The following is a 23,448-nucleotide window of genomic DNA, read 5'->3' on the forward strand; positions in this document are numbered from 1 at the left end:
GAATATAATTACTTTGGATTTATATAGCTTGTATTAATAATTCTCACAGTCCTAACATTAAATTAATAATTTCTTAAAACTTGGTTGCTACAATTCAAAGTGAAAGGGAGTCAACCACACTTGTGAAGCCTTTACCAGGGGTTCTTTTTTCAGAGAGGTTAAAGTACTTCCTTTAAAAAATTCTATTTCGGAGGTAGGGCATTGAAGAATATCAAGATGACTAAAATTGTAGCAGGAAGTATGGCAAGTTTAATGCTGTTATTAGCAACTGGGACAGCTAATAATGCAGAAGCAAGCGGCGGTGCTCAAGCGACACCACAGCAAACACAACAAGCACAACAAACAACGAATCAAGATGGCATCAAGTTAATGAAACAAAAACCTGAAGTGGCACCGATTCCTAAAAAGAATTCACCTAATAGAATTATTACGAATTTCAACGGAAATCCACAAAAAGAAATGGGCTTCAACTGGTACACAACTGATAAAGCTGAACAGCCTCAAGTTTGGGTTTCAACTTCCAAAGATATGAAAGATGCTAAGACATTTGCAGCAGAAGCAAAACAAGTGGATTCTCAATACATAGAAAGAGATAAATCGGGACACTTTATCTTTGCGGATGTAGAGAAGAATGATGACGGAGAACCTGTTAAAGGGGCAGACGGCAAAGAAAAAATTAATGGGTACTATACAGATGCCAATGTAAGTGGTCCGGAATGGACAAGTGGTGACCAGCATGGTAAAGCTTCTTTGAAAAATGAAAAAGAATATGTGTATAAAGCTCAAGCAAAAGATTTGAAACCTAATACACACTATTATTACAAAGTAGGAAGCAAGAATGGTCAGCAAAGCCAAGTTGGACAATTCAAAACAGGTGGCAGTGCAAACGATCCATTCAAATTTGTACAATATACAGATACACAAAATGCTTATTGGAATGAGCATGTAAGAAACGAAGCGCAATTTGGTGCGAATACGATTGCTGAAGCAATTAAAACAGCGGGTAACCCTGACTTTGCTTTGCACACAGGTGACTTTGTAGAAAATTCACAAACTGAAGATGAGTGGAACGATATTTACAATCAATCCCGTCCATCATTCATGTCCTTACCAATTGCTGCAGCAGCAGGTAACCATGACGAATATCCATTTAAAGAAGACGATAAAAAGTTATTAGATCGTTTTAATCGTCATGTCAATGTACCTAAAGCGAATAATGCAGTTAATGGCGGGTCATATTATTCATTCGATTACAATAATGCACATATGGTTGTAGCGAATACGAATGATAATAAAAAAGTGAAAGACAATCCAGAAGGAAAAGCAATCGGTAAAGAACAAATGGAATGGATTAAAAATGACATCAAACAAGCCCGTAAAAATGGCTCTAAATGGGTAATCTTGAACTTGCATAAACCGATGTACTCAAAATCTTACCATGCCCTAACTGACGAAGATATTATGAAAGTCCGTAAAGAATTAACGAAAGAAATTGACGATTTAGATGTAGATTTAGTATTACAAGGACATGATCATGTATTAGCACGTACGAAAGTATTGCAACATACATCTACAAATAATAGTTTCGTCAACGCGAAGATTGAAGATGCCAAACAAGTGACTGGCAAAGATGGCGTGAAATATTATGATAACCCGAAAGGTTCCGTATATGTATTGCCAAATACAGGCGGTACTAAAGCGTATGATGATATTTACAGCCGCTCATTAGATCATATTAAGAAAATCCAACCGGATTTAAAATGGTTAACAGAAAAACAACGTCAAGAATACAATAATTTATTTGCTGTAGGTGAACAACCGCAAAAAACAGCAGCATTTAATGACAGCCACTCTAATGACCGTGATTCTTCAGACCAAAACTTCTCAGTATATGAAGTGAAAGGTAATAAATTGATTGTGAAAATCTATCAATTACACGGAGATATTAGTAAAGGTGAACCAAGATCAGTTAAATTGATCGACCAATTCGGAATTTCAAAAGACGATAATAAAAATAATAAGTAAGAGGTTGCAATGAAGTTGAGGGAGCGGGACTGAAATCAATTAAGGTTCCTATCCCTTGGCTTTAATACATAGGAGGCAATGATGATGAAGCGGTTTTTAACATATTCAGCAGCAGTCGCAAGGTTAAGCTTGATTTTAACGGGATGCAGCGGGCAGTCTGACAAGAAAACGAGTGACGCAAAAGCGCAGACGACACAACATGATTCTAAGCAAGCCTCAAATAATAAGGTAACAGAAATAAAAATCGATAAAGCAAAGCTATCTGATAAAGCGCATGAAAAGATGAAAAAAGAAGTGCTGGATTGGGCCGATAAATATGGGAAGCAACAAGGATTGGCAGTTTCAAATCGTTACTTCGGGGCCGGAGAAATTTCGAGCGGAGATTGGTACGCAATGACGCCTAAAGGTGAACTGCAAGTCAGTAATCAAGGCTCACCAGGACCAAAGGCTTTCGACAGACATAATCTTGTTGGTGTAGTGATGTATAAAGCTAAAGATCATACTACAGGTTTTGATACGAAAGCAAAGGATTTAACGAATATTGAAAGCTACCAAAATGTAGCAGATTTAAACCAACCTGTAACTAAATATTTATTTGCCGATGATGGAAAGGTGTATGAGTATACCTTCCAACCTGAAGAAAAGGTTAAATTGTCTTCCGGTTTTGCACCTAAAGATCATAATGATAAAGACCCAAACTTAAAACCGGATCATTCATTTAAAATCAGTGACAATTCCTCTGCAAACCAAGAAATGCAACGCCTTATCAAAGAGTATAGTAATCAATCTAAATAGATGACGAAATAAAAACCCAAGTCCTATGATGCGGACTTGGGTATTTTTAATATCATATTATTTCTCGTTATATTTTAAATAAGCTGCGATACCTTTCATGATGTCGTATTCTGGACGGAATCCTAACTCTTTTAATGGAGACACATCTGAGTAGGAATGTTTGATATCTCCTGCACGTGCATCTGCAAAGGAATAAGGAATTTCATAACCGAAATAATCTGAGAATGCATTAAAGACAGTAATTAAATCAGTTTGCTTTCCTGTGCCGGCGTTAAATACTTTGCCATTTGTAGAATCATCTTCAATAGCAATCCAAATCGCTTGCATTAAATCATTGATGTAAATGAAATCACGTGTTTGCTTTCCATCACCGAAGAAGGTGAAAGGAGCTTTATTCAAGAATTTTTGATTAATAATTGATAGAACGCCTGAATAATCTGATTCTGGATTTTGACGCGGACCGTATACATTAAAGAAACGCAATGCGACAGTCGGCAAACCATAAAGCGTATGATAAATTTTAGTATATTGTTCACCCGCAAATTTTTGTACGGCGTAAGGTGATAGCGGGTTGACATTTGAACCTTCTACCGACTTCGGCAAGTCTGGTAAATCACCATAAATAGCTGCAGAAGACGCAAAGAAGAATTTTTTCAAATTAGTATTATATTGACGAGTTGCTTCTAATAAATGAATTGTAGAGTCGATATTGTCACCATTTGATTCAACGGGTTTTTCAACAGTTTCTACAACACTGACCATTGCAGCCAAGTGAAAGATGTATTCGAATTGATGTGTTTTAACTAAATCAGTTAGTAATTCATGATTTTGTACATTTTCTTGATAAAAATGTGCATCATCGATGAATGGGATATTTTCTCTTTTTCCAGTAGATAAATTATCTACGACAAATACTTCGTTGCCTTCATTGTGAAATCGCTCAGCAATATGTGAACCAATAAATCCTGAACCACCTGTAATTAATACTTTCATTTGAACAACCTTCCCTTGTAATGATTATCTGAAAAATATGTATATGCATAAAGTTTAGCATTATAGTGATATTTATAAAAGATATATTAAGCATATTTTGCTAAAGAGAATGTTAAGAAAGTAATAAAGTGAAATTTTAAAAAACTAGACTGCGGGGAGTCTTAAAAAGTAAAAAATAGTCGAAAATAAGCTTGCTCGCGACGCGACGTCATATAGTAATTTGAAATTGAGGTGGAAAGTGGTTCAATTAGAATAAGCGAATTTGAATATAAGTGAGGTGAAATGAAAATGATTTATACCACAGGTGAACTCGCTAAAATCTGCAATGTTTCTGTACGTACAGTGCAATATTATGATCAAAAAGGCTTGTTGAAACCTGATAGAGTTGAAAATAAGCGGAGATATTTCAGTGAAGCAGCCAAAACAAAATTAGAAATGATTAATTTTTTGAAAGAAATGGACTGTTCATTAAAAGAAATCAAAACATTATTAGACGAAATAGATTCAATTAAAACTTTAAAATTCTTATTAAAGCAGAAAGAAGAAGAATTGGAAAAACAATTGACTAAGCAGCAAGCAAAGCTCAAACAAATTCAAAATTTAAATGACGTCATCAGTCAAAATAGTGAAGAACCACTTTCTAATGTCCTCAAATTTGATGAGATATCAGAGGGGATGATTGAGATGAAACAACTCAGACGTAATATTATGATTTCGGCAGGTATTGTAGGTATTTTCCAATATGGCAGTATAGCAACTTCAATACTAAAACACGATTGGAAACCAGTGGGTATTGCAGCACCTTTTTTAATAACTTATGCTGCTGGAGTAAGTTGGTATTATTATAAAAATGTGAGTTATGTGTGTCCGAATTGCCAATACACTTTTAAACCTTCTTTCATGCAAGTAATGTTAGCAAATCATACCTTTAAAACGCGCAAGTTTAAATGTCCGAATTGCGGTGAGACACATTATTGTGTAGAAGTATCGGACAAAGAAAAGATGAATGCAATAAAGCAAGAGCAAGCATAATTTAAAGGCGGGGCGACGAAATAATCTTAATTAATATCATTTCGTCATCCCGCCTCTTTATAATTATACAGCGACATCTTTTTTAGCTAATTCAATTGTAGTACCAATTAAAGTTTGAATACCTTTTTCAATTTCAGAAACTTCTACAGATTCTTTCGGTGAATGACTGATACCATCCTTACATGGAATAAAAATCATACTAGTAGGGCAGATAAGCGCCATATTCATAGCATCATGACCTGCACCGCTGAACATGAGACGATAAGAATAATCAAGTGCTTCACAAACCTCTTCTGTAATATTGGCGATTTGTGGATTAAGACTTACTGGTGTATCAGCGCCTAAGTCTTCTAAATCCGCTTCAATACCACGACGTTCTGTAATCGTTTTAATCGCTTGTTCAATTTCAGAAGCGACTTGTTCACGAGATTCTGCTTCTTTGCCGCGTACGTCTATCAACATTTTTACTTCGCCAGGAATCGCATTCATCATATTAGGGAAAGGCTGCACATATCCTACTGTGGCCACGATACCTTCTTGGTGATGGGCTTGAGCAATAGATTCTACTTGCAAAGCAATTTCAGAAGCGGCCGTCAAAGCATCTTTACGCATTGGCATTGGTGTTGAACCAGAATGGCTCGTCTCACCCGTTAATTTCAATTTATAACGATGAGGTGCAGCGATATGGGTGACGATGCCAATATCTTTGTGTTTGTTTTGCAAAATAGGACCTTGTTCGATGTGTAATTCAAGATATGCTTTTAAGTCACCTTTATGATAAAAATCATTGTCTGACGGCATGCTCTGTTTTAAAGTATCTACTAAATGGAAAAGTGTCTTCCCTCTATCATCAGTAAGCTGCTTCATATCTTCAGCTGAAAGGTCTCCGATAATATATTTACTGCCGAGCGTGGATTTATTAAAGCGAGCAGATTCTTCACACGTAAATGCCACTATTTCAATAGGATGATCTGTTTCGATTTGATGTTCATTCAAATGCTGAATAACTTGCAGGGCACCCACTACTCCTAGCAATCCATCATAACGGCCGCCATCTTTTACCGTATCGATATGTGAACCGAGCATCACTGGCGGTAGCGTATTATCCTTCCCTTTGCGACGCGCAATTACGTTTCCAAAGTAATCAAAGTGTACTTCTAGACATGCTTCTTGACAAAGCATAGAAAATTTCAAAGCAGCGAGTCGCTCTGCATGACGAAATGCAATACGGTTGATGCCGCCTGTTTCTTCATCGTAACCATAGTTGTTAAACGTATTTAAATGATGCATGACTGTATCTATGTTCATTATCTTCAACCTCTTTCTTAAAAAAATAATGAGAGCAGAACAGAAATAATAATGAATTGAAATTATTTCAACATCCCGCTCTGGCAAAGCCGATTAATAAAACAAGCTGAGACTGTCAATTTATGTCTCAGCGCCTTGATAAATAATGATTGTTTACTTATATTTTACCACAATAAAAATACAATCCTTTGAAATATACTGAAGATTATTGAAATTCTTGAAGAACTGTCTTGAAATAATGCTAGGGTCATCTTAAAATTGAATTAATATTAAGTAGAGGCTGTAAGCTGGGTAACCCAGTTTGCATGCCTCTCAACTTTTTTGGACTATTATTTTAAAAAGGAAGGAAGCGTTTAAATGTCATCGAATACTCCGTATCAAACGGGACGCATCAAAGATAGTTGGGTCCTAGTCATAGCCATTGTGTTAGTGGCCTCGACTTTACGTGCGCCTTTAACTGCAGTAGGTCCAGTCATCGACCAAATTAAAGATGCACTTCACATTACAAATAGTGTAGCTGGTATTCTTACGACCATCCCGCTTATCATCTTCGGGATTATTTCTCCACTAGTTTCGAAAATCACTGCCAAGCTCACTATGTCTCGTACTGTTTTTATGGCGATAATCATTATCTTATTAGCTTTAATTGTAAGGATTTTAGGCGGGTTCAACTTTTTTATTATAGGAACTCTATTATTAGGGGTAGGTATTGCTTTAAATAATGTTGTTCTACCGAGTTACGTTAAATGGAAATTCCCTATGCAAGTTGGAATTATGACTGGCTTATATAGCGGTACGATGAATTTCACTGCAGGTTTAGGCGGCGGATTAAGTTTTCCTTTATCAGAAATAAGCGGTTATCGTTTATCGCTCTCTTTTTGGATTATTTTCGGAATGATTGCTGCGATTTTATGGTTGCCTCAAATGAAAAGTGGTTCTAAAGCTGAGAAGAAAATGCTTGAAGAAGTAGAGCATAAAGATCGCAAGAGATTTCATGTGTCACGCTCTAAACTAGCTTGGTCGATTGCTTTGATGATGGGCTTCCAATCCATGATTTTTTATACCTTTGTAGCATGGGTACCTTCAATTTTAGTAGATCGTGGATTAAACCAATCTAGTGCGGGTTACTTATTGATGTTGAACCAATTCTCTCAAGTACCGATGACATTCCTTTTCCCGATTCTGGCTTCTAAAATGAAGAACCAGAAATTACTTATTACCATAGTTTTAGCACTCTTTATTATTGGATTTGCACTTTTCTTTACACAATCATTTACTCTCTTAATTATAGGTATGATTTTAGCAGGTTTCGGAATGGGGTCTGGATTTAGTTTATGTATGACCTTCTTCTCAATCCGCGCAAGAACCAGTGACGGCAGTATTGCTTTATCTGGATTCGGTCAATCTGTTGGTTATTTTGTAGCAGCAATCGGTCCATTCTTTGTCGGTCTTTTACATGATCTTACAGGAGGATGGGTTTCAGGAATTATAGCGCTTATCATCATGGGAATCTTATTCTATATCTTTGGATTAGCTTCTTCACATGGTGAAGTAGAAGATGAATTAGCATAGGGAGCGAGACAGAAATAATTTTTAATTAAAATTATTCCGTTATACTAGAATCAAGAAAGTGAAGGGGTGAAAGAAGTGGGATATTTTAAGGATTATTTAAATACCATTGAACAACCAGAACATCGAAAGAAGATGGAAGCGATATTTACTTGGGTAGACGAAACATTTCCTGAGTTAGAAAAAGTCGTCAAGTGGAATCAGCCGATGTACACACATCACAACACTTATATCATTGGCTTCAGTAAAGCGAAAGCGCATATTTCAGTGAATCCTGAAACAGCAGGAATGAAGCCTTTTATCCAACGGTTTGAAGCAGACGGCTATACTTATACAGAAAATTTATTTCGAATTAAATGGACGGATGAAGTAGATTATCACTTATTGAAAGATATGATTGAATTTAATTTGCAAGAGAAAGCAGAGACGACTACATTTTGGAGAAACTATAAATAATGATAAAGGCTGACACAGCATACCTCTAAGGAGAGCTGCGCCAGCCTTTTCAATTTTAATTTAATTTCGCTTTGCGTCTATCTTTCCAATAAAGCAACGCTTCTATGATAAAGACAATAATGAGTGAGAAACCAAATAACGGCATTAAAATACCCAAAATAACGAGTGTGATAATCAAGCCGATAGACATCGGTTTTTTAATACGTCTTGGTAATGGTTGCGGTGTTTTCATGCGGCCTAAGCGTTTGAACCAAGATAAGAAACCTAAAATGATACCGCCTAAGAAGGCTAAACATACTAATAGGTTAATAATTTTGTTGGCGATGCCGAATAAATGACCTTCATGAAGCGGAATGCCCCAAGTCAACCATTTAGCTAAAATACCGTAATCTTGATAATTGACTTGTCCTAATTTCTTACCTGTATATTGATCCATATACATTGTTGTTTCTTTATAAGGTGAGACGTCAAAACCAGTCACACCGCTGTTACTTGCTCGCGATAAGGTGAACGAACCATCTGCACTAGTTGGAGACACAATAGCATAAGGGCGTTTCAATCCTTCTTTTTGAGCATCTGACACGACTTTATCTAAAGATAATTGACCCGGTGTGTGTGTCATCGGCATAGCCATACCGCCATGATGACCGCCGCCACTCGATTCGGGTGCTTGTTTCTTTTTCATAGCCCAAGGAATTTCATTCGCTTCAGATTTAGGAGGGTTGGCTGCAATCTGTGTTTGCTCTAAAGCTGGGTACGTAGTTGCAATTTTATTAATCTTATCTCCCATAAATCCTGACCAAGGCAATCCTGTAAACACTAGAATCAACATCGGGATGGCAATAATGATACCGACGATTGAATGCCATTTCTGTAAACGTAAGTTACGACTGTTTTGAGTTAATAAATGTTTGCGGAACATCATATAAATACCGGAAAGTATCATGAAGACCGTCCAACATGCTGTGAGTTCTACTAAGTAATTAATTACTGTATTTTCCGTTGACAGTGAACTATGTATACTCCGTGTCATATTAGAATACGTATACTTAGCATTTTGCTGAGCTACAATCTGATTGTGGTTGTCTAAGAAGATATAGTATGAATTGCCTTCCATATCACCGATTGTAATACGGTTATTATATGGGGCTTGCATCATACTGACTTTATTAATCATATATCCGGGGTGTTCTTTCTCAATTTGCTTAATCGCATCATTTAAAGATTGCTGCTGGTGATGCTCGCTATGTCCATAGAATTCATGTTTATAAAAATGATTCTCCACTTCTGGGAAGAAGAGATATGCGATTCCGGATAGCGTTAATGTAATCAACAATGGTGTTATAAAGATGGCCGCATAGAAGTGAAGTCTCTGAAGCGGATTAAATGTATTTTTCATTAAGTATTACCTCTTTATCTATTTATATAGGAATCATTACGATTTGTAAAAAGACTACATTTTATTATTACAGATTCATAGATAAATAAAAGTACATTTATTTGTCATATTTTGAAAATTTTATGGCGGTAGTGTGACAATTCGGGAATTAAACCATTTTGTATTGAAAGATTTTCTGTAAATATTTTTTAGAATTTAGAACAGAGAGTGCGAAACACCAGATATTATCTCAACTTTTTATTATTCTTTTTCTTTTAAAAGCGAATATTGCACTTTTCCGATTATTAAACTCGAATTTGATATTGACTTTGTAGAGAATCCAATCTATTATCAGAATATTACAAAAATAACTTCGATCAAAATTTATATTACAACATAGGAGGCGAAATTTTTATGTCGAATACACTTACTAAACCAGGAACTAAAGTAACACCTAAGACATTTTTATTTAATGTATTGAATGGGGTGGCGATTGCGATTATTGCTGGATTGATTCCCAACGCAATTTTAGGTGAGATTTTGAAAGCTTTAAAACCACACTACCCGATTTTTGGAGAGTTGTTATTAATTACAACCTCTATCCAGTTTGGAGTACCGTTATTAGTAGGTGCACTAGTTGCACATCGGTTTAATTTCTCTCCTTTAGGTATTTCAGTAGTGGCAGGCTCTTCGTTTATAGGCAGTGGGGCAGCCGTATTTAAAGATGGAACTTGGGTTATTACAGGCATCGGCGATTTGATTAATACCATGCTTGCAGCGGCGCTAGCTTCACTACTTATTTTACTTATCGGCGAACGTTTCGGTAGTTTGAATTTAATTATTTTACCGACTTTCGTAGCAGTATTTACAGGATTTGTTACACTACATACTTTGCCTTACGTTAAACTTGTGACCACAGGTATTGGTCAAATGATTAATACATTTACAGAGATGCAGCCTGTTTTAATGTGTATATTGATTTCACTTGTTTATAGCATTATCATTATTTCACCAATTTCCACAGTTGCTACTTCAATGGCTATTGGTATCAGTGGTCTTGCAGCAGGTTCAGCATCTATTGGTATTACTTCAGCTGAAGCAGTTTTAGTATTTGGTACATGGGGAGTTAATAGACTGGGTGTACCGCTTACTATCTTTTTAGGCGGTGTGAAAATGATGTTGCCGAACATGGTACGTTATCCAATTATGTTATTACCAATTACTACCACAGCTGCCATTTCTGGTTTCATTGCAAGCTTTATTGGAATAGGGGGAACAAAAGAATCTGCTGGATTCGGTATTATTGGATTGGTTGGACCCATCAACGCATTTAGATTCTTGGAAGGCGATAACTTCATCATGAAAATTATCCTTGTAGCCATTGCTTTCTTCGTCGTACCCTTTATTGTTGCATTTGTTACGCAATTCATCTACATGCGCGTACTTAAAATCTACAAAAAAGATATCTATAATTTCTTAGGATAGACCAGAGAGTGGGCAAGTAGACTAGACTAACGCTTGCTCTCTTTTTTAGTGAAAAAGAAAACTTACGAGAGTAGAGAATACGTAAAGAGTACCTCAAAGAAAAAGAACTCTTAAATAAGAAGAGAGGTGTAAAATTTGTACAAAAAAAGTCTTTTACTTCTGCTAAAGTTGTATTATAGTATAACAATACGAATGGAAAGGCTTTCATGATGAATTATCAGAATAATGACACGATTGAAAGCTAAAGAATAAAAAAATAAAAATCAGCTATGGCAGGATGATAAATTAAATTATATTTAATATTATTTCTGCCTCGTATATATTCATCTTAATCGTAATGAAGTGACTAAAAATGTTATAATAGGGATTGCTGGATTTTTCTGTATATACTGAAAACCAACTTTAAACCAAACAACGTAATTTTAAACAAAGGGGGCTATGAGATGGATTATCAAATCATAAATGAGCAATCTATTATGATTAAATTCGAGCCGCAAATTGATCCGGAAACATTTAAAAAAGTACAACAGATTGTGAAGTATTTAGAACAACAAGCAATTGAAGCGATCACAGAAGTTGTGCCATCATACAGAGCGGTGATGATTCATTTTGATCAAACAAAGATTAATGCACAAGAACTGATTGATACATTGAATTTAGACAACTTAGATTTAGCAGACATTGAAGTATCAGAGAGTTCTAAAATTGTTTATATTCCAGTCGTATACGGGGGAGAATACGGACCGGACCTTAAAGCAGTAGCCGAACACAATCAGTTATCTACTGATGAAGTCATAAAATTACATACAGAACCTACTTATTTAATTTATATGCTAGGATTTATGCCTGGTTTCCCTTATCTTGGAGGATTAGATGAGCGTCTGTATACCCCAAGAAGAGATGAACCGAGAGTTCGCATTGATGCTGGGTCTGTCGGCATTGCGAATAATCAAACAGGCTTATATCCGCAAGATTCACCAGGCGGTTGGCAAATTATCGGTCGAACGCCATTAGATGTCTTCGACTTAAATCGTGAACCGATGACGTTATATGCTGCTGGTGATAATATTCAATTCTATGAAATCAGTGAAGCTGAATTCGAGGAAATTATGACAGAAAAGCATGAACCGGATTTTGATTTAGAAAGATGGGTGAATCGTTAAGATGAGTATCAGAATAAACAAACCAGGACTATTTTCTACAATTCAAGATGAAGGACGTATCGGTCATCAAAAGGATGGGTTTTCAGGAGCAGGCGCTTTAGATATTTATAGTTTCCGCTTAGGCCAATCCCTAATCGGAAATAAAGGCCCGGCTATTGAAGCGACTATCATTGGACCTTCACTTACATTTTTAGAAGACGACACTATCGTAATAACTGGCGCAGAATTCAAAGCTGAATTAAACGGCCGTCCTGTACCGCATCAAACTGTAGTTCAAGTGTACAAAGGCGATGAACTTGTGATGAACGCAGCTGTTAAAGGCGCACGCGGGTACGTATTCTTTGGGCATCCATTAGATGTGCCGGAAGTTGCAGGCAGTTATTCTACACATACACGCACAAAGATGGGCGGACATGAAGGCAGAGCGCTGAAGAAAGGCGACTTTGTCCATCAGAAGTTGAATGAAGCATATCGTAAACACGTAGGCTTCTCTAGCGATTTAGATTTGATTCATGAGGATACAGATACAATTCGTATTGTAGAAGGTCCTCAATATGATAGCTTTTCTGATGAAAATCATGAAAGCTTAGTTTCTGAGCCGTTTGAGATTTCAGAACAATCAGATCGTATGGGCTTTCGTTTGAAAGGACCATCGATTCCGCCTGAAGAAAGCGCAGATATCATTTCAGAACCTGTGGCTTTAGGAAGCATTCAAGTACCAAATGATGGTAATCCGATTATTCTGATGAATGATAAACAAACTGTCGGCGGTTATACGAAAATCGCGACGGTTACACAATTAGATTTAAGCGTACTTGCGCAAAAGAAACCTGGAGAAAAAATTAATTTTGAATGGGTTTCAATTGAAGACGCAATTAAAGACTTAGAAGAATACAACGATGGTTTCGAAGAGATATTGAATAATGTCGAAAGAGAACCATTATTTGATTTACGGGAATTAAGAATTACGGCGAATCGTATTTGCGAATTATTAGAGGGGGATAAATAATGAAGTTAGAAGAAATCAAAGATTTAATTAATTTAGTAAAAGAGAACGAAGTAAATAAGTTTAAATATAAAGACGAAGAACGTGAAATTGAATTAGATTTTTCAACTCCACAACAAACACAACCTGCTGCACAAATTCAAACACAAGCGACTTCAAGTGCGACACCTGAAAATAATGCAGCATCAGCATCTGATGAAGCGCCGGCAGGTAATACAATCAATGCACCAATGGTAGGTACTTTCTTCTTGCAAGACGCAAAAGATTTAACTGAACCATTATTTAAAGTTGGCGACAAAGTCAGCAAAGGCGACGTGGTTGGCTTTATCGAAGCGATGAAAGTCATGAATGAAGTAACAAGTGATGTAGATGGAGAAGTGACAGCGATTTTAGTCGACCATGGTACGAATGTCGAGTATGATCAAGCGTTGATTGAAGTTAAATAAAGGGGTGTGAAATTATCATGTATCGTTGTTTAATTGCAAACAGAGGAGAAATCGCTGTACGTATCATCCGTGCTTGCCGCGAATCAGGCGTTGGTACGGTTGCTGTATACGCGAAGGGAGATGAAAAAAGTCTGCATGTCAGTTTAGCAGACGAAGCGATCTGTATCGGAGAAGCTAATCCTTTAGACAGCTATTTAAATATTGAACGCATTATTGCGGCGGCTGAAATTTCAGGTGCAAATGCCATTCACCCAGGATACGGCTTCTTATCAGAAAGCCCTACTTTTGCGCAAAAAGTAGAAGAAAATGATATTTATTTCATTGGACCTACAAGACGTACAATGGAAATGATGGGTGACAAAATTACAGCACGCCAAACTGTTCATAACGCAGGTGTACCAATCATTCCAGGTTCAACTGGCGCAGTCAACTCTGTTGAAGAAATTGAAGAAATTGCTAAAGATATCGGTTATCCAGTTGTATTGAAAGCAGCAAGCGGTGGCGGCGGTAAAGGTATACGTATCGTTAAAGAAAAGAAAGACTTAGAAAAATCTTTCAAAGAAGCACAAAGTGAAGGTAAAAAATACTTTAACGATGACCGTATTTATGTAGAAGCATTTATTCCAGTTGCCAAACACGTTGAAGTACAAGTTATAGGCGACGGTAAAGAGAATTATGTACATTTAGGAGAACGTGATTGTTCAGTACAACGTAAAAACCAAAAATTAATTGAAGAATCACCTTGTGCAGCTTTATCTGACGAAAGACGCCAAGCTATCTGCGATGATGCGGTTAAAGTTGCAAAGGCTTCAAATTACCGCAGTGCTGGTACAATCGAGTTCTTGGTTACTGAAGATGCTTATTATTTCATTGAAATGAATGCGCGTATCCAAGTTGAACATACTGTTACAGAAATGCGTGCAGACCGTGACTTAGTTAAGTCGCAATTATACTTAATGAAATATGATGAACTTCCATATACGCAAGAGGACATTCATTTTACTGGTCATGTTATTGAAGCACGTATTAATGCTGAAAATCCAGAACGTAAATTCCAACCTTCACCAGGTAAGGTCAAAGCATTGCATTTGCCTCAAGGCTTTAATGTACGTGTAGACTCATTACTTTATCCAAACTATGTCGTATCACCATTCTACGATTCATTAGTTGCCAAAGTAATTGTCAAAGCAAGCGACCGTAGACTTGCAATTGAAAAATTAAAATCTACTTTAGATGAAATGGTGATTGAAGGTTTCTCAACAACAGCGGATTTCTTATATGCTGTATTATCATATCCTGCTTATGCAGAAGGTGATGCAAGTGATGTAGATATCAAGTTCTTAGATCGTCACCATATTATTAAGGGGGCATCATAATATGCAAATAGATTTAAACTGTGATTTAGGTGAAGCATTTGGTAACTATTCATTCGGAGGAGATCATCAAATCATTCCGTTGATTACTTCAGCGAATGTTGCTTGCGGTTTCCATGCAGGTGATGAAAATGTCATGAATGAAACAGTGAAATTAGCGAAAGAGCATGGTGTCGGTATTGGCGCACATCCTGGATTCCATGATTTACAAGGCTTTGGACGTCGCAATATTGATATGGCACCAGATGAAATTTATACATTAGTGGCTTATCAAATTGGTGCACTGCAAGCCTTTTGCCAAATCCATGATGTGAAAATCAACCATGTGAAACCACATGGTGCGTTATACAACATGGGTGCACGTGACAAAGATATTGCACACGCTATCGCGCAAGCAGTATATGACGTGGATCCATCGCTTATCTTAGTCGGACTATCTAACACTTTGTTGATTTCAGAAGCTGAAGCAATCGGCTTGAAGACAGCGTCTGAAGTGTTTGCTGATAGACGCTATGAAGCAAATGGCCAATTAGTCAGCCGTAAAGAGAATGACGCGGTCATCACAGACACAGATGCAGCAATTGAACAAGTGATTAAGATGGTTAAAGACAACAAAGTGACAGCGAAAGAAGGTACTGAAATAGATATTCAAGCAGATACAATCTGCGTGCATGGCGATGGTGCACATGCATTAGAATTCGTATCGAAAATTCGAGAAAGACTAACGAAAGAAGGTATTTCGATTACGAAACTAGGGGGTTAATATATGGGAGAAAACAAACAAACAAAGACGGATTTCGAGTTCACAAAGGAGCATAAACGCCTGTTACTCGGATCAGTTTTCTTGATGGCAACATCAGCAATCGGGCCGGCATTCTTAACACAAACTGCTGTATTTACAGCACAATTTGCAGCGAGCTTCGCTTTTGCGATTTTGCTTTCAATTATTATTGATATCGGGGCACAGATTAATATCTGGCGTGTCTTGGTAGTAACAGGTCTTCGTGGACAAGAAATTGCGAATGAAATGGTAAAAGGATTAGGTACATTCATCTCTATCTTGATTGCAATAGGCGGATTAGCCTTCAACATCGGTAATATTGCCGGTGCTGGACTAGGTTTAAATGCCATTTTCGGAATTGACGTCAAATGGGGTGCAGCGATTACAGCTGTTCTAGCCATTGGTGTATTCGTAAGTAAGAGCGGTCAAAAAGTTATGGATATCGTCACAATGGTTTTAGGGGTACTCATGATTCTGATTGTTGCTTATGTCATGGTGGTTTCAAATCCTCCATATTTAGAGGCAGCACATAGAATGGTCTTACCGGAACATCCTGCAGCATTAGTATTGCCGATCATCACACTGGTCGGAGGTACAGTAGGTGGTTATATTACTTTCGCAGGTGCACACAGAATTTTAGACTCTGGTATCAAAGGTAAAGAATATTTGCCGTTTGTTAACCAATCAGCGATTTCTGGTATCTTAACTACTGGAGTCATGCGTGGTCTATTATTCTTAGCTGTATTAGGCGTAGTAGTAACAGGAGTAGCTTTAGATCCTGAGAATCCGCCAGCATCTGTATTCGAACATGCTTTAGGACCTATCGGTAAAAATATTTTCGGTGTAGTATTATTTGCAGCTGCATTATCTTCTGTAATCGGTTCTGCTTATACAAGTGCTACATTCTTGAAAACATTGAGTAAATCATTGATGAAACGCAGCAACTTAATCGTTATTACTTTCATCGTTATTTCAACATTAGTCTTCTTATTCATCGGTAAACCAATCAAATTATTGATTATTGCTGGTGCATTGAACGGACTTATCTTACCTATTACTTTAGGTACGATATTAGTAGCGAGTAAGAAGAAATCGATTGTCGGAGATTATAAACACCCGACTTGGATGTTAGTCTTCGGTATCGTGGCGGTTGTGGTAACCATTATCACAGGAATCTTCTCATTCCAAGGTTTAGCTGAACTTTGGAGTTCATAATCAAAGTGAAAAATATAAGGCGCGGGCAGCCTAGTCCGTGTCTTATTTTTTTATTGCTTTTCAAGGTTTTCTTTTTAAAAAAGAATAAAGATATTGGATGTATATTGAAGTTGATAAACGTTATAATAATAGTGATGTAAGCGCTTAGAAGGAAAGGTGACAACTATGGTAAACGAAGCAGTTATTGGTATTGACTTAGGTACGAGTGCGATTAAATTATTGGCGGTGTCTAGAGAGGAGGAGTTCTTGGGCGTACAAAGTGAGCCGTTGCCGCTTTACCAAGATTATCCTGGTTATTCGGAACAAGATCCTGATGAGTGGAATGCCGCAATGCAGCGTGGTTTGAAGCATTTATTAAGCCAACCGCAAATGGCAGAGGTGGTTATCAAGGGAGTTTCGTTCTCTGGACAGATGCACGGATTAGTGTTGGTGGATGAAGCGGGAAGACCGTTAAGACGTGCTATTTTGTGGAATGATACGCGGACGACTCCACAATGTGAGCTGATTAAAGAGCAACATGGCGACCAAGTACTTGGGAATCCGGTGGTGGAAGGATTTACGTTGACTAAGTTGTTATGGGTGAAAGAGAATGAGCCTGAATTGTGGGGGAAAGCAGCAGCGTTTATGTTGCCGAAAGATTATTTCCGCTATTGTTTGACTGGCGAAATCTATACAGAGTTCTCTGATGCGGCTGCGACGATGTTATGGAATCCGCAGGCCAAAGCATGGGATAAGGCGTTAGGTGAGGAATTTGGAATTCCTGATATTTATCCTGATGTACTTCAATCGCATAATAAGGCAGGCACATTTAATGCTTTGTTGGCAGCTGAACTCTGTTTAGGGACAGACGTTCCAGTCTTTGCTGGTGGTGCTGATAATGCATGTGGCGCTTTAGGTTCTGGCGTTATTAATCCGAATGATTCGATTTGCAGTATTGGGACTTCGGGTGTGTTGCTGATTTGTGAACCTGTAGGCGGCGCTGAAGGATACGGTCATAAGATTCATTTGATGAATCACGCAGTGCCGGATGTCAATTATTTGATGGGCGTGACATTGAGTGCAGGATATAGTTTGAGTTGGTTCAAACGTGAGTTTTATGCGGATGAAAGCTTTGAACAGTTGTTGGATGAAGCGCGAGAAGCGGGCATTGGTGCTCATGGTCTGATCTTCACGCCTTATTTAGCGGGAGAGCGCACACCACATGGAGATGCTTCGATTCGTGGCAGCTTTATCGGTATCAGCGGCTCGAACATACGCGGCGACTTTGCACGTGCAGTAGTGGAAGGCATCACTTATTCATTGTATGATTCATTGATTTACTTGCGCAGTGTCGGAAAAAATGTCACGAAAATTGTCTCTACTGGTGGAGGAGCGAAAAGCGATTTCTGGTTGCAATTACAAGCAGATGTATTTAATGCGGAAATTTATAAATTGAAACATGAAGAAGGTCCGAGTATGGGCGCAGCTATGTTGGCGGCATATGGTTTAGGCTGGTATCCAAGTTTAACGGATTGTGCGAAACAATTTATTCATTATACAACGACATTCAAGCCAGATTTAAAACGTCATAAAGCTTACGAAGATTACTTCCAAATTTATCAACAAGTTTATAATGCGACAAGACGATTGACTAAGAACTTATTAGAGTTGCAGAAAAAGTAAGAGCGCGAGTGTTGTTGGGTAGTGAGTTGGTTGAATGTTGCGAATTGATGAGTCTGTAGGATATTGCGGTATATTGGCCAAGATGGTGGGCAACGTGTCCAAAAAACGGATATATTGGCCAAGATTCGAGTGAACGTGTCCAATAAACGGATATATTGGCCAAGATTGCGAGTAACGTGTCCAATAAATGAATATATTGGCCAAGATGGGCGGTAACATGTCCAATATCGCAACTCCTCTAAAGCATTTCTATCCAACGCCATATATAAAAAAACTGAGACATCCATTGAGATGTCTCAGCTTATTTCGGGCGTTTATTTCATGTGATTAGTTGCCGTTTTTTTCTAAATAGTAGCCAATCCATGCACCGACAGGAATACCGATGATAGGTGTTGTAATTGCGCTAAGTACAATAACTGAACCAATCATGATTAAACCATTCTTAGAACCAAATCGCATGTGCTTGATTGTTTCGACCATATCTCCAACATACTCTTTAAATGACATAATATTACCTCCTAGCAATTAATTTATTTGTGATTAGTATTCATCTATAATATATCATGAATTAGAGAAATTAGATATAATCAACTATATACAACCCTAAATAATTAAGTAGGTGAGTTCAATGAAGTTCGAATATTTGAGTGAGGAAACAGAACGGTTAGTGATAAGACCTCTTCAGCACTCGGATTACCAAGCATGGCTGACAGGTTTTTGCGGGCGTTTCGACTCACAATCTTCTTATGATGAAGGTAGATTAGATATGTCGATTTGTACTGAAAATTGGTATAAACAACTCGTAGACAAGCATCATCAGTTTATTAAAGAAGACAAGATTTACATATTTGGTATTTTTCGCAAAGCGGATGGTATGCATTTAGGGAATTTAGATATCGTGACCTTGTCTCGCAGTCACTTTCAGTGGGCAGAGTGCGGTTACACGATTCATAATCAATTCTGGCGCCAGGGATATGCGTTTGAAGCATTGACAGCCATGTTGAAGATTGCGGATAAACGATTGAAGTACCATCGTATTGAAGCACATGTGAATATTGGAAATATGGCTTCTGCGAAATTATTGGAAAAAGCAGGATTTCAGTATGAATGTACGCGTGAAAAATTTATTTTTGAAAACGGAGAATGGACAGATCACCTTGTATACGCTAAAACGCTGAATAATATGCTTCCGGTTAATATGTAATGTTATTTTTTACAAAAAATTTAAAAACATAAGACTGAAAATTATGTATACTATAAATAAGTAATGATTCGAGAAAGGCAGGAGGTCAAGTTCAACATCATGAAAGGGAGAATACTTGTTTCATCAGATATTCATGGTCATGGAGCAGCCTTGGCCAAACTCTTAAAATATGTAGATTATAATCCGAAAAAAGATCAATTAGTGCTCTTAGGAGATTATGTGAATAACGGTCCGGATTCGACTGGGACGTTGAAAATGGTTAAGAAATTACATAGCGAAGGGGCAATTGTATTATTAGGCAATCATGACGTACGGTGGATGAAATCGAAGGAGAAGCGGAAACGCAAGTGGCGTTCTGTGCTACAAGAGTTTGATAGCATTGCGAAAATCGATGACTATCTATTTGTTCATGCCGGCGTGAATCCTTCCAAATCATTATCGAAACAAAAATTGTCTGAAGTCACTGGATTTGAATCAGATGTTGCGTTGTCACGAAAAATAAAAGGCAGATGGGTCGTGCATGGCCATGTGCCGACACGTCGCTATGGTGCGAAGAAGAATAGGATTTACATCAAAGGCCATACTATCGACATTGATACAGGTGCTGGTCACGGTGAGCGCTTGTCTTTAGTCGATTTAACACATCAGCAAGTTTGTTCTATTGAAGTAGAGCAGTTGAAAAAAGTACATGAGTATAGTTTCGGATAGATGAAAGACCTTGAATGCTGTAATTAGCAGCTTCAAGGTCTTCAAAAATTTATCAGGATATTTTAATAAGAAAAATCCCTGAACTATATAGGCGGGAGGAGCGAGCCGCGACACTTCATCCAATCTACCCCTCACTAACCCATAAAAATATAAAATTTCCTCTAATTACGTAAAGAAAAAGAGTTGAGACCTCCATAGAAGTCCCAACTCTTCTTCCCAACGTTGGCAGTAGCTACCTGAACAGTACAAGTTAGCTTTACCAGCGCGAAAGAACGATATAACATTTCGGCCCCGCGCGCTCCCAACTATTATATTAAGACGCATGTTTCTGATGTTTTTTCATTTCTTTAGGCATTGCATGTCCGCAACCTTTGTTGATATCGCATGCTGCACATTTACCTTGCTTAGACTTTTTGAAGAAGCGGACTAAAGTATAAGCGGCATAGCCGAAGATTAATAAAATAATGACAGCGTTAATTAAAATTGTCATTGTACTGTTCCTCCTTAACCAAAAAGTTGACTGCCTTGATAGACAATAAATGTTAGAACATAGGCAATTACAACAGGATAAAGTGTTGCGATAATTGTCCATTTCCAAGATACGGTTTCTTTACGAATGGCTGCCACAGTGGACAAGCATGGAATATACAACAAGATGAATAACATAAATGCGTATGCAGATGCTGGTGTAAAGTGTGTAGATATCATTCTTGTCAGTCCATGACTATCAGTCGCATAAATAATGGCCATGGCACTTACCACGACTTCTTTTGCTAAGAAGCCAGGAATTAAAGTTGCACCGGCTTGCCATGTACCGAAACCAAGCGGCACTAATAATGGTGTAATACAAGCTCCGATAATTTGTAAGAAACTGTGATCGACATTAACCCCGAACCCAGTCGGTCCTGCGTAATTTAACATCCAAATGACGACTGAACCGCCGAAGATAAAGGTACCGGCTTTTTTCACAAAGCCTTTTGCTTTTTCCCAAGTGCTGCGCCACAACGTTTTAGCTGATGGTAAACGGTAAGGCGGCAATTCGATTACAAAGACAGAGTTTTCCTTTTTCAAAATCGTCTTCGTCATGACAAAGCTGACGGTCAAGGCCACTACTATACCGATAACGTACAAACTGAGTACTACAAGGGCTTGATTTTCTTTAAAAAAGACACCCGCAAATAGTGCGTAGACCGGAAGACGAGCGGAACAAGACATAAACGGTGTGATTAAAATGGTAGTTAAACGCTCTTTCTCTTGTTCAATACTTCTCGTCGCCATGACACCTGGTACATTACAGCCAAAGCCAATAATCATAGGAATGAAAGATTTACCGTTTAAGCCTAAACCTTCCATAATCTTATCCATGATCAACGCAATACGTGCCATATAACCTGAATCTTCCAATACAGAGATGAAGAAGAATAAAATCATAATTTGCGGCACGAATACTAAGACAGCGCCGACTCCGGCAATAATACCGTCCGTAATCAAGTCTTTTAAGAATGGGAATAATCCCAGCGCATCCATCGCTTGTTTGACCCAATCTGTAAAAGGACCGCCGATAAAATCATCCAACCTATCTGATAGCGGTGTACCAATCCATGAGAATGTTGCTTGGAAAATCAGCCACATAATGACTAAGAAAATCGGTATACCTATATATTTATTAGTCAATATTTTATCTACACGATCAGTCAGATATTGTTTCTTCTTATTAGGATACGTAATGACATCTTCTAAAATATCATCAATATATTCCGTACGAGAACGACGCATACTGTCAACAATAGACATATCCAATTGTGTCGCTAAATGCTCTCTAATCGCATGTAGTTCAGGATGATTATGTGCGTTAATAAATTGTTCAATTGCAGGATTACCCAATAAATATTGGACTGCGATAAAACGATGGCGTTTGGTTGGTAAATCAAGTTGGTGTTTGAAGTAATGCTGCAGCTCTGATAATGCAGATTCAACTGTTGCTTCATAAGGGATTTTCAAAGGTTGAGCTGTAGATAAATCATCGTCTTTGAGGAGCTCTAATATACTATCGATACCTTGACCGCTTCTCGCCACAATCGGCAATATCGGCATCTTCAACCGACGCATCAACAAATTGCGGTTAATCTCGATTCCCCGTTTCGTAGCCACATCTCCCATATTCAAACACAAGAGAATCGGAGAACCGAACTCCATTAATTGCGTCGTCAATAACAAGTTACGTTTCAACTGTACTGCATCCACAATATTGACAACTTTAGAAAAATTGTTATGCAATAAATAATCTGTCACGACCGTTTCATCTTTAGAAATCGGCAATAAATCATAAATACCCGGCAAGTCGACCAATTCGCCTTGCTTATCCTTCAACATACCCACTTTCTTCTCAACCGTTACACCGCTCCAGTTTCCTACATATTCATAAGAACCCGTCAGTGCATTGAAAAGCGTTGTTTTGCCGACATTCGGATTGCCGACAATACAATAAGAGTTATGCATCCGCTTGCTCCAACATTATTTTGCAAGCATCACAGTGACGGATACCGATACATTGACCATCCATCTCTAACGTGCATGGACCTTTCATAAAAAACTTCTGACGTACTTTAATTTTGCTTCCGATTGTAAAACCAAGTGCGCTTAATCGATGTGCAAGCATAGTATTTTCAAAATTAATACTCGTAATTTTATAAGTTAAACCTTTTTCGGCATTAGCTGCATGAACCATTTAAATGCCACCTCTCAAAACTTAATTGTAATTGATTATTATTATCATTGATATTTTACACCCATCTTAAAAAGTCTACAATCTTTTTTTAAATAATATGAGGTAAATGTAAAAAAGAAAT

22 protein-coding genes are annotated in these 23,448 nt (G+C 37.7%); 15 read left to right on the forward strand and 7 right to left on the reverse strand.

The features are described 5' to 3' along the window. Positions 1 to 240 precede the first annotated feature (240 nt). Positions 241 to 2,025, forward strand: a complete 1,785-nt coding sequence (locus CNQ82_RS03240) for a purple acid phosphatase family protein (RefSeq protein WP_420876464.1) — start codon at positions 241 to 243, stop codon at positions 2,023 to 2,025. A gap of 84 nt (positions 2,026 to 2,109) precedes the next feature. Then, a complete protein-coding gene (locus CNQ82_RS03245) occupies positions 2,110 to 2,820 on the forward strand; it encodes a hypothetical protein (protein WP_123144068.1) in 711 nt (236 codons plus the stop codon). Between the two features lie 57 nt (positions 2,821 to 2,877). Here the strand turns inward: CNQ82_RS03245 and CNQ82_RS03250 are convergent, their stop codons facing one another. Continuing rightward, positions 2,878 to 3,813, reverse strand: a complete 936-nt coding sequence (locus CNQ82_RS03250) for an NAD-dependent epimerase/dehydratase family protein (protein ID WP_123144069.1) — start codon at positions 3,811 to 3,813, stop codon at positions 2,878 to 2,880. A gap of 288 nt (positions 3,814 to 4,101) precedes the next feature. On the opposite strand from CNQ82_RS03250, the gene CNQ82_RS03255 reads away from it, so the two are divergent. After that, positions 4,102 to 4,845, forward strand: a complete 744-nt coding sequence (locus CNQ82_RS03255) for a MerR family transcriptional regulator (protein ID WP_164711938.1) — start codon at positions 4,102 to 4,104, stop codon at positions 4,843 to 4,845. 63 nt (positions 4,846 to 4,908) lie between these two features. Here CNQ82_RS03255 and CNQ82_RS03260 read toward each other — a convergent pair whose 3' ends face one another. Continuing rightward, a complete protein-coding gene (locus tag CNQ82_RS03260) occupies positions 4,909 to 6,153 on the reverse strand; it encodes a Zn-dependent hydrolase (protein WP_123144071.1) in 1,245 nt (414 codons plus the stop codon). Between the two features lie 357 nt (positions 6,154 to 6,510). Here CNQ82_RS03260 and CNQ82_RS03265 point away from each other — a divergent pair, with 357 nt between their 5' ends. After that, positions 6,511 to 7,725, forward strand: coding sequence for a CynX/NimT family MFS transporter (locus CNQ82_RS03265; protein ID WP_123144072.1), 1,215 nt, complete (start codon positions 6,511 to 6,513; stop codon positions 7,723 to 7,725). Positions 7,726 to 7,800: 75 nt separating this feature from the next. Further along, positions 7,801 to 8,178: an iron chaperone gene (locus tag CNQ82_RS03270; protein WP_123144073.1), complete on the forward strand. Its 378-nt coding sequence runs from the start codon at positions 7,801 to 7,803 to the stop codon at positions 8,176 to 8,178. 55 nt (positions 8,179 to 8,233) lie between these two features. Here the strand turns inward: CNQ82_RS03270 and CNQ82_RS03275 are convergent, their stop codons facing one another. Continuing rightward, entirely contained in the window at positions 8,234 to 9,577 is a 1,344-nt protein-coding gene (locus CNQ82_RS03275; RefSeq protein WP_123144074.1) for a PepSY-associated TM helix domain-containing protein, read from the reverse strand. Positions 9,578 to 9,970: 393 nt separating this feature from the next. Here CNQ82_RS03275 and CNQ82_RS03280 point away from each other — a divergent pair, with 393 nt between their 5' ends. The 8 genes from CNQ82_RS03280 (at position 9,971) to xylB (ending at position 18,687) form a co-directional block, all read left to right on the forward strand. Continuing rightward, positions 9,971 to 11,041 carry a PTS sugar transporter subunit IIC gene (locus CNQ82_RS03280; protein WP_123144075.1) on the forward strand — a complete coding sequence of 357 codons (1,071 nt, stop codon included), beginning with the start codon at positions 9,971 to 9,973 and terminating at the stop codon, positions 11,039 to 11,041. Positions 11,042 to 11,484: 443 nt separating this feature from the next. Beyond that, the gene (pxpB, locus tag CNQ82_RS03285) at positions 11,485 to 12,204 is read left to right on the forward strand and encodes a 5-oxoprolinase subunit PxpB (RefSeq protein ID WP_123144076.1); all 720 of its coding nucleotides are present in this window, start codon (positions 11,485 to 11,487) and stop codon (positions 12,202 to 12,204) included. Between the two features lies 1 nt (position 12,205). After that, on the forward strand, positions 12,206 to 13,213 hold the full coding sequence (locus CNQ82_RS03290; RefSeq protein ID WP_123144077.1) for a 5-oxoprolinase subunit C family protein: 1,008 nt from the start codon (positions 12,206 to 12,208) through the stop codon (positions 13,211 to 13,213). After that, positions 13,213 to 13,656, forward strand: a complete 444-nt coding sequence (accB, locus tag CNQ82_RS03295) for an acetyl-CoA carboxylase biotin carboxyl carrier protein (RefSeq protein WP_123144078.1) — start codon at positions 13,213 to 13,215, stop codon at positions 13,654 to 13,656. Before CNQ82_RS03290 ends, accB begins: the two co-directional genes overlap by 1 nt. 17 nt (positions 13,657 to 13,673) lie before the next feature. Further along, entirely contained in the window at positions 13,674 to 15,032 is a 1,359-nt protein-coding gene (locus CNQ82_RS03300; protein ID WP_123144079.1) for an acetyl-CoA carboxylase biotin carboxylase subunit, read from the forward strand. Between the two features lies 1 nt (position 15,033). Beyond that, positions 15,034 to 15,792 carry a 5-oxoprolinase subunit PxpA gene (gene pxpA / locus CNQ82_RS03305; protein ID WP_123144080.1) on the forward strand — a complete coding sequence of 253 codons (759 nt, stop codon included), beginning with the start codon at positions 15,034 to 15,036 and terminating at the stop codon, positions 15,790 to 15,792. Positions 15,793 to 15,795: 3 nt separating this feature from the next. Beyond that, a complete protein-coding gene (locus tag CNQ82_RS03310; protein WP_123144081.1) occupies positions 15,796 to 17,025 on the forward strand; it encodes an NRAMP family divalent metal transporter in 1,230 nt (409 codons plus the stop codon). A gap of 165 nt (positions 17,026 to 17,190) precedes the next feature. Beyond that, on the forward strand, positions 17,191 to 18,687 hold the full coding sequence (gene xylB, locus CNQ82_RS03315) for a xylulokinase (RefSeq protein WP_123144082.1): 1,497 nt from the start codon (positions 17,191 to 17,193) through the stop codon (positions 18,685 to 18,687). Positions 18,688 to 19,014: 327 nt separating this feature from the next. Here xylB and CNQ82_RS03320 read toward each other — a convergent pair whose 3' ends face one another. After that, positions 19,015 to 19,194, reverse strand: a complete 180-nt coding sequence (locus tag CNQ82_RS03320) for a VraH family peptide resistance protein (protein WP_123144083.1) — start codon at positions 19,192 to 19,194, stop codon at positions 19,015 to 19,017. A 121-nt stretch (positions 19,195 to 19,315) separates the two neighbouring features. On the opposite strand from CNQ82_RS03320, the gene CNQ82_RS03325 reads away from it, so the two are divergent. Together CNQ82_RS03325 and CNQ82_RS03330 are read left to right on the forward strand one after the other, a co-directional pair. Further along, positions 19,316 to 19,891: a GNAT family N-acetyltransferase gene (locus CNQ82_RS03325; RefSeq protein ID WP_123144084.1), complete on the forward strand. Its 576-nt coding sequence runs from the start codon at positions 19,316 to 19,318 to the stop codon at positions 19,889 to 19,891. A 99-nt stretch (positions 19,892 to 19,990) separates the two neighbouring features. Continuing rightward, positions 19,991 to 20,599 (forward strand): metallophosphoesterase, encoded by a 609-nt coding sequence (locus tag CNQ82_RS03330; protein WP_123144085.1) that lies wholly within the window; start codon positions 19,991 to 19,993, stop codon positions 20,597 to 20,599. Between the two features lie 313 nt (positions 20,600 to 20,912). Here the strand turns inward: CNQ82_RS03330 and CNQ82_RS03335 are convergent, their stop codons facing one another. The 3 genes from CNQ82_RS03335 to CNQ82_RS03345 are packed head-to-tail and all read right to left on the reverse strand — an operon-like array spanning position 20,913 to position 23,327. Next, positions 20,913 to 21,089 carry a FeoB-associated Cys-rich membrane protein gene (locus tag CNQ82_RS03335; RefSeq protein ID WP_095103418.1) on the reverse strand — a complete coding sequence of 59 codons (177 nt, stop codon included), beginning with the start codon at positions 21,087 to 21,089 and terminating at the stop codon, positions 20,913 to 20,915. Positions 21,090 to 21,103: 14 nt separating this feature from the next. Beyond that, complete coding sequence (gene feoB, locus CNQ82_RS03340) at positions 21,104 to 23,098, reverse strand: ferrous iron transport protein B (RefSeq protein WP_123144086.1); 1,995 nt, start codon at positions 23,096 to 23,098, stop codon at positions 21,104 to 21,106. Beyond that, positions 23,091 to 23,327, reverse strand: coding sequence for a FeoA family protein (locus CNQ82_RS03345; RefSeq protein WP_095103423.1), 237 nt, complete (start codon positions 23,325 to 23,327; stop codon positions 23,091 to 23,093). Before CNQ82_RS03345 ends, feoB begins: the two co-directional genes overlap by 8 nt. Between the last annotated feature and the right edge of the window lie 121 nt (positions 23,328 to 23,448).

The sequence above is a fragment of the Staphylococcus debuckii genome (assembly GCF_003718735.1).
Lineage (GTDB): Bacteria > Bacillota > Bacilli > Staphylococcales > Staphylococcaceae > Staphylococcus > Staphylococcus debuckii.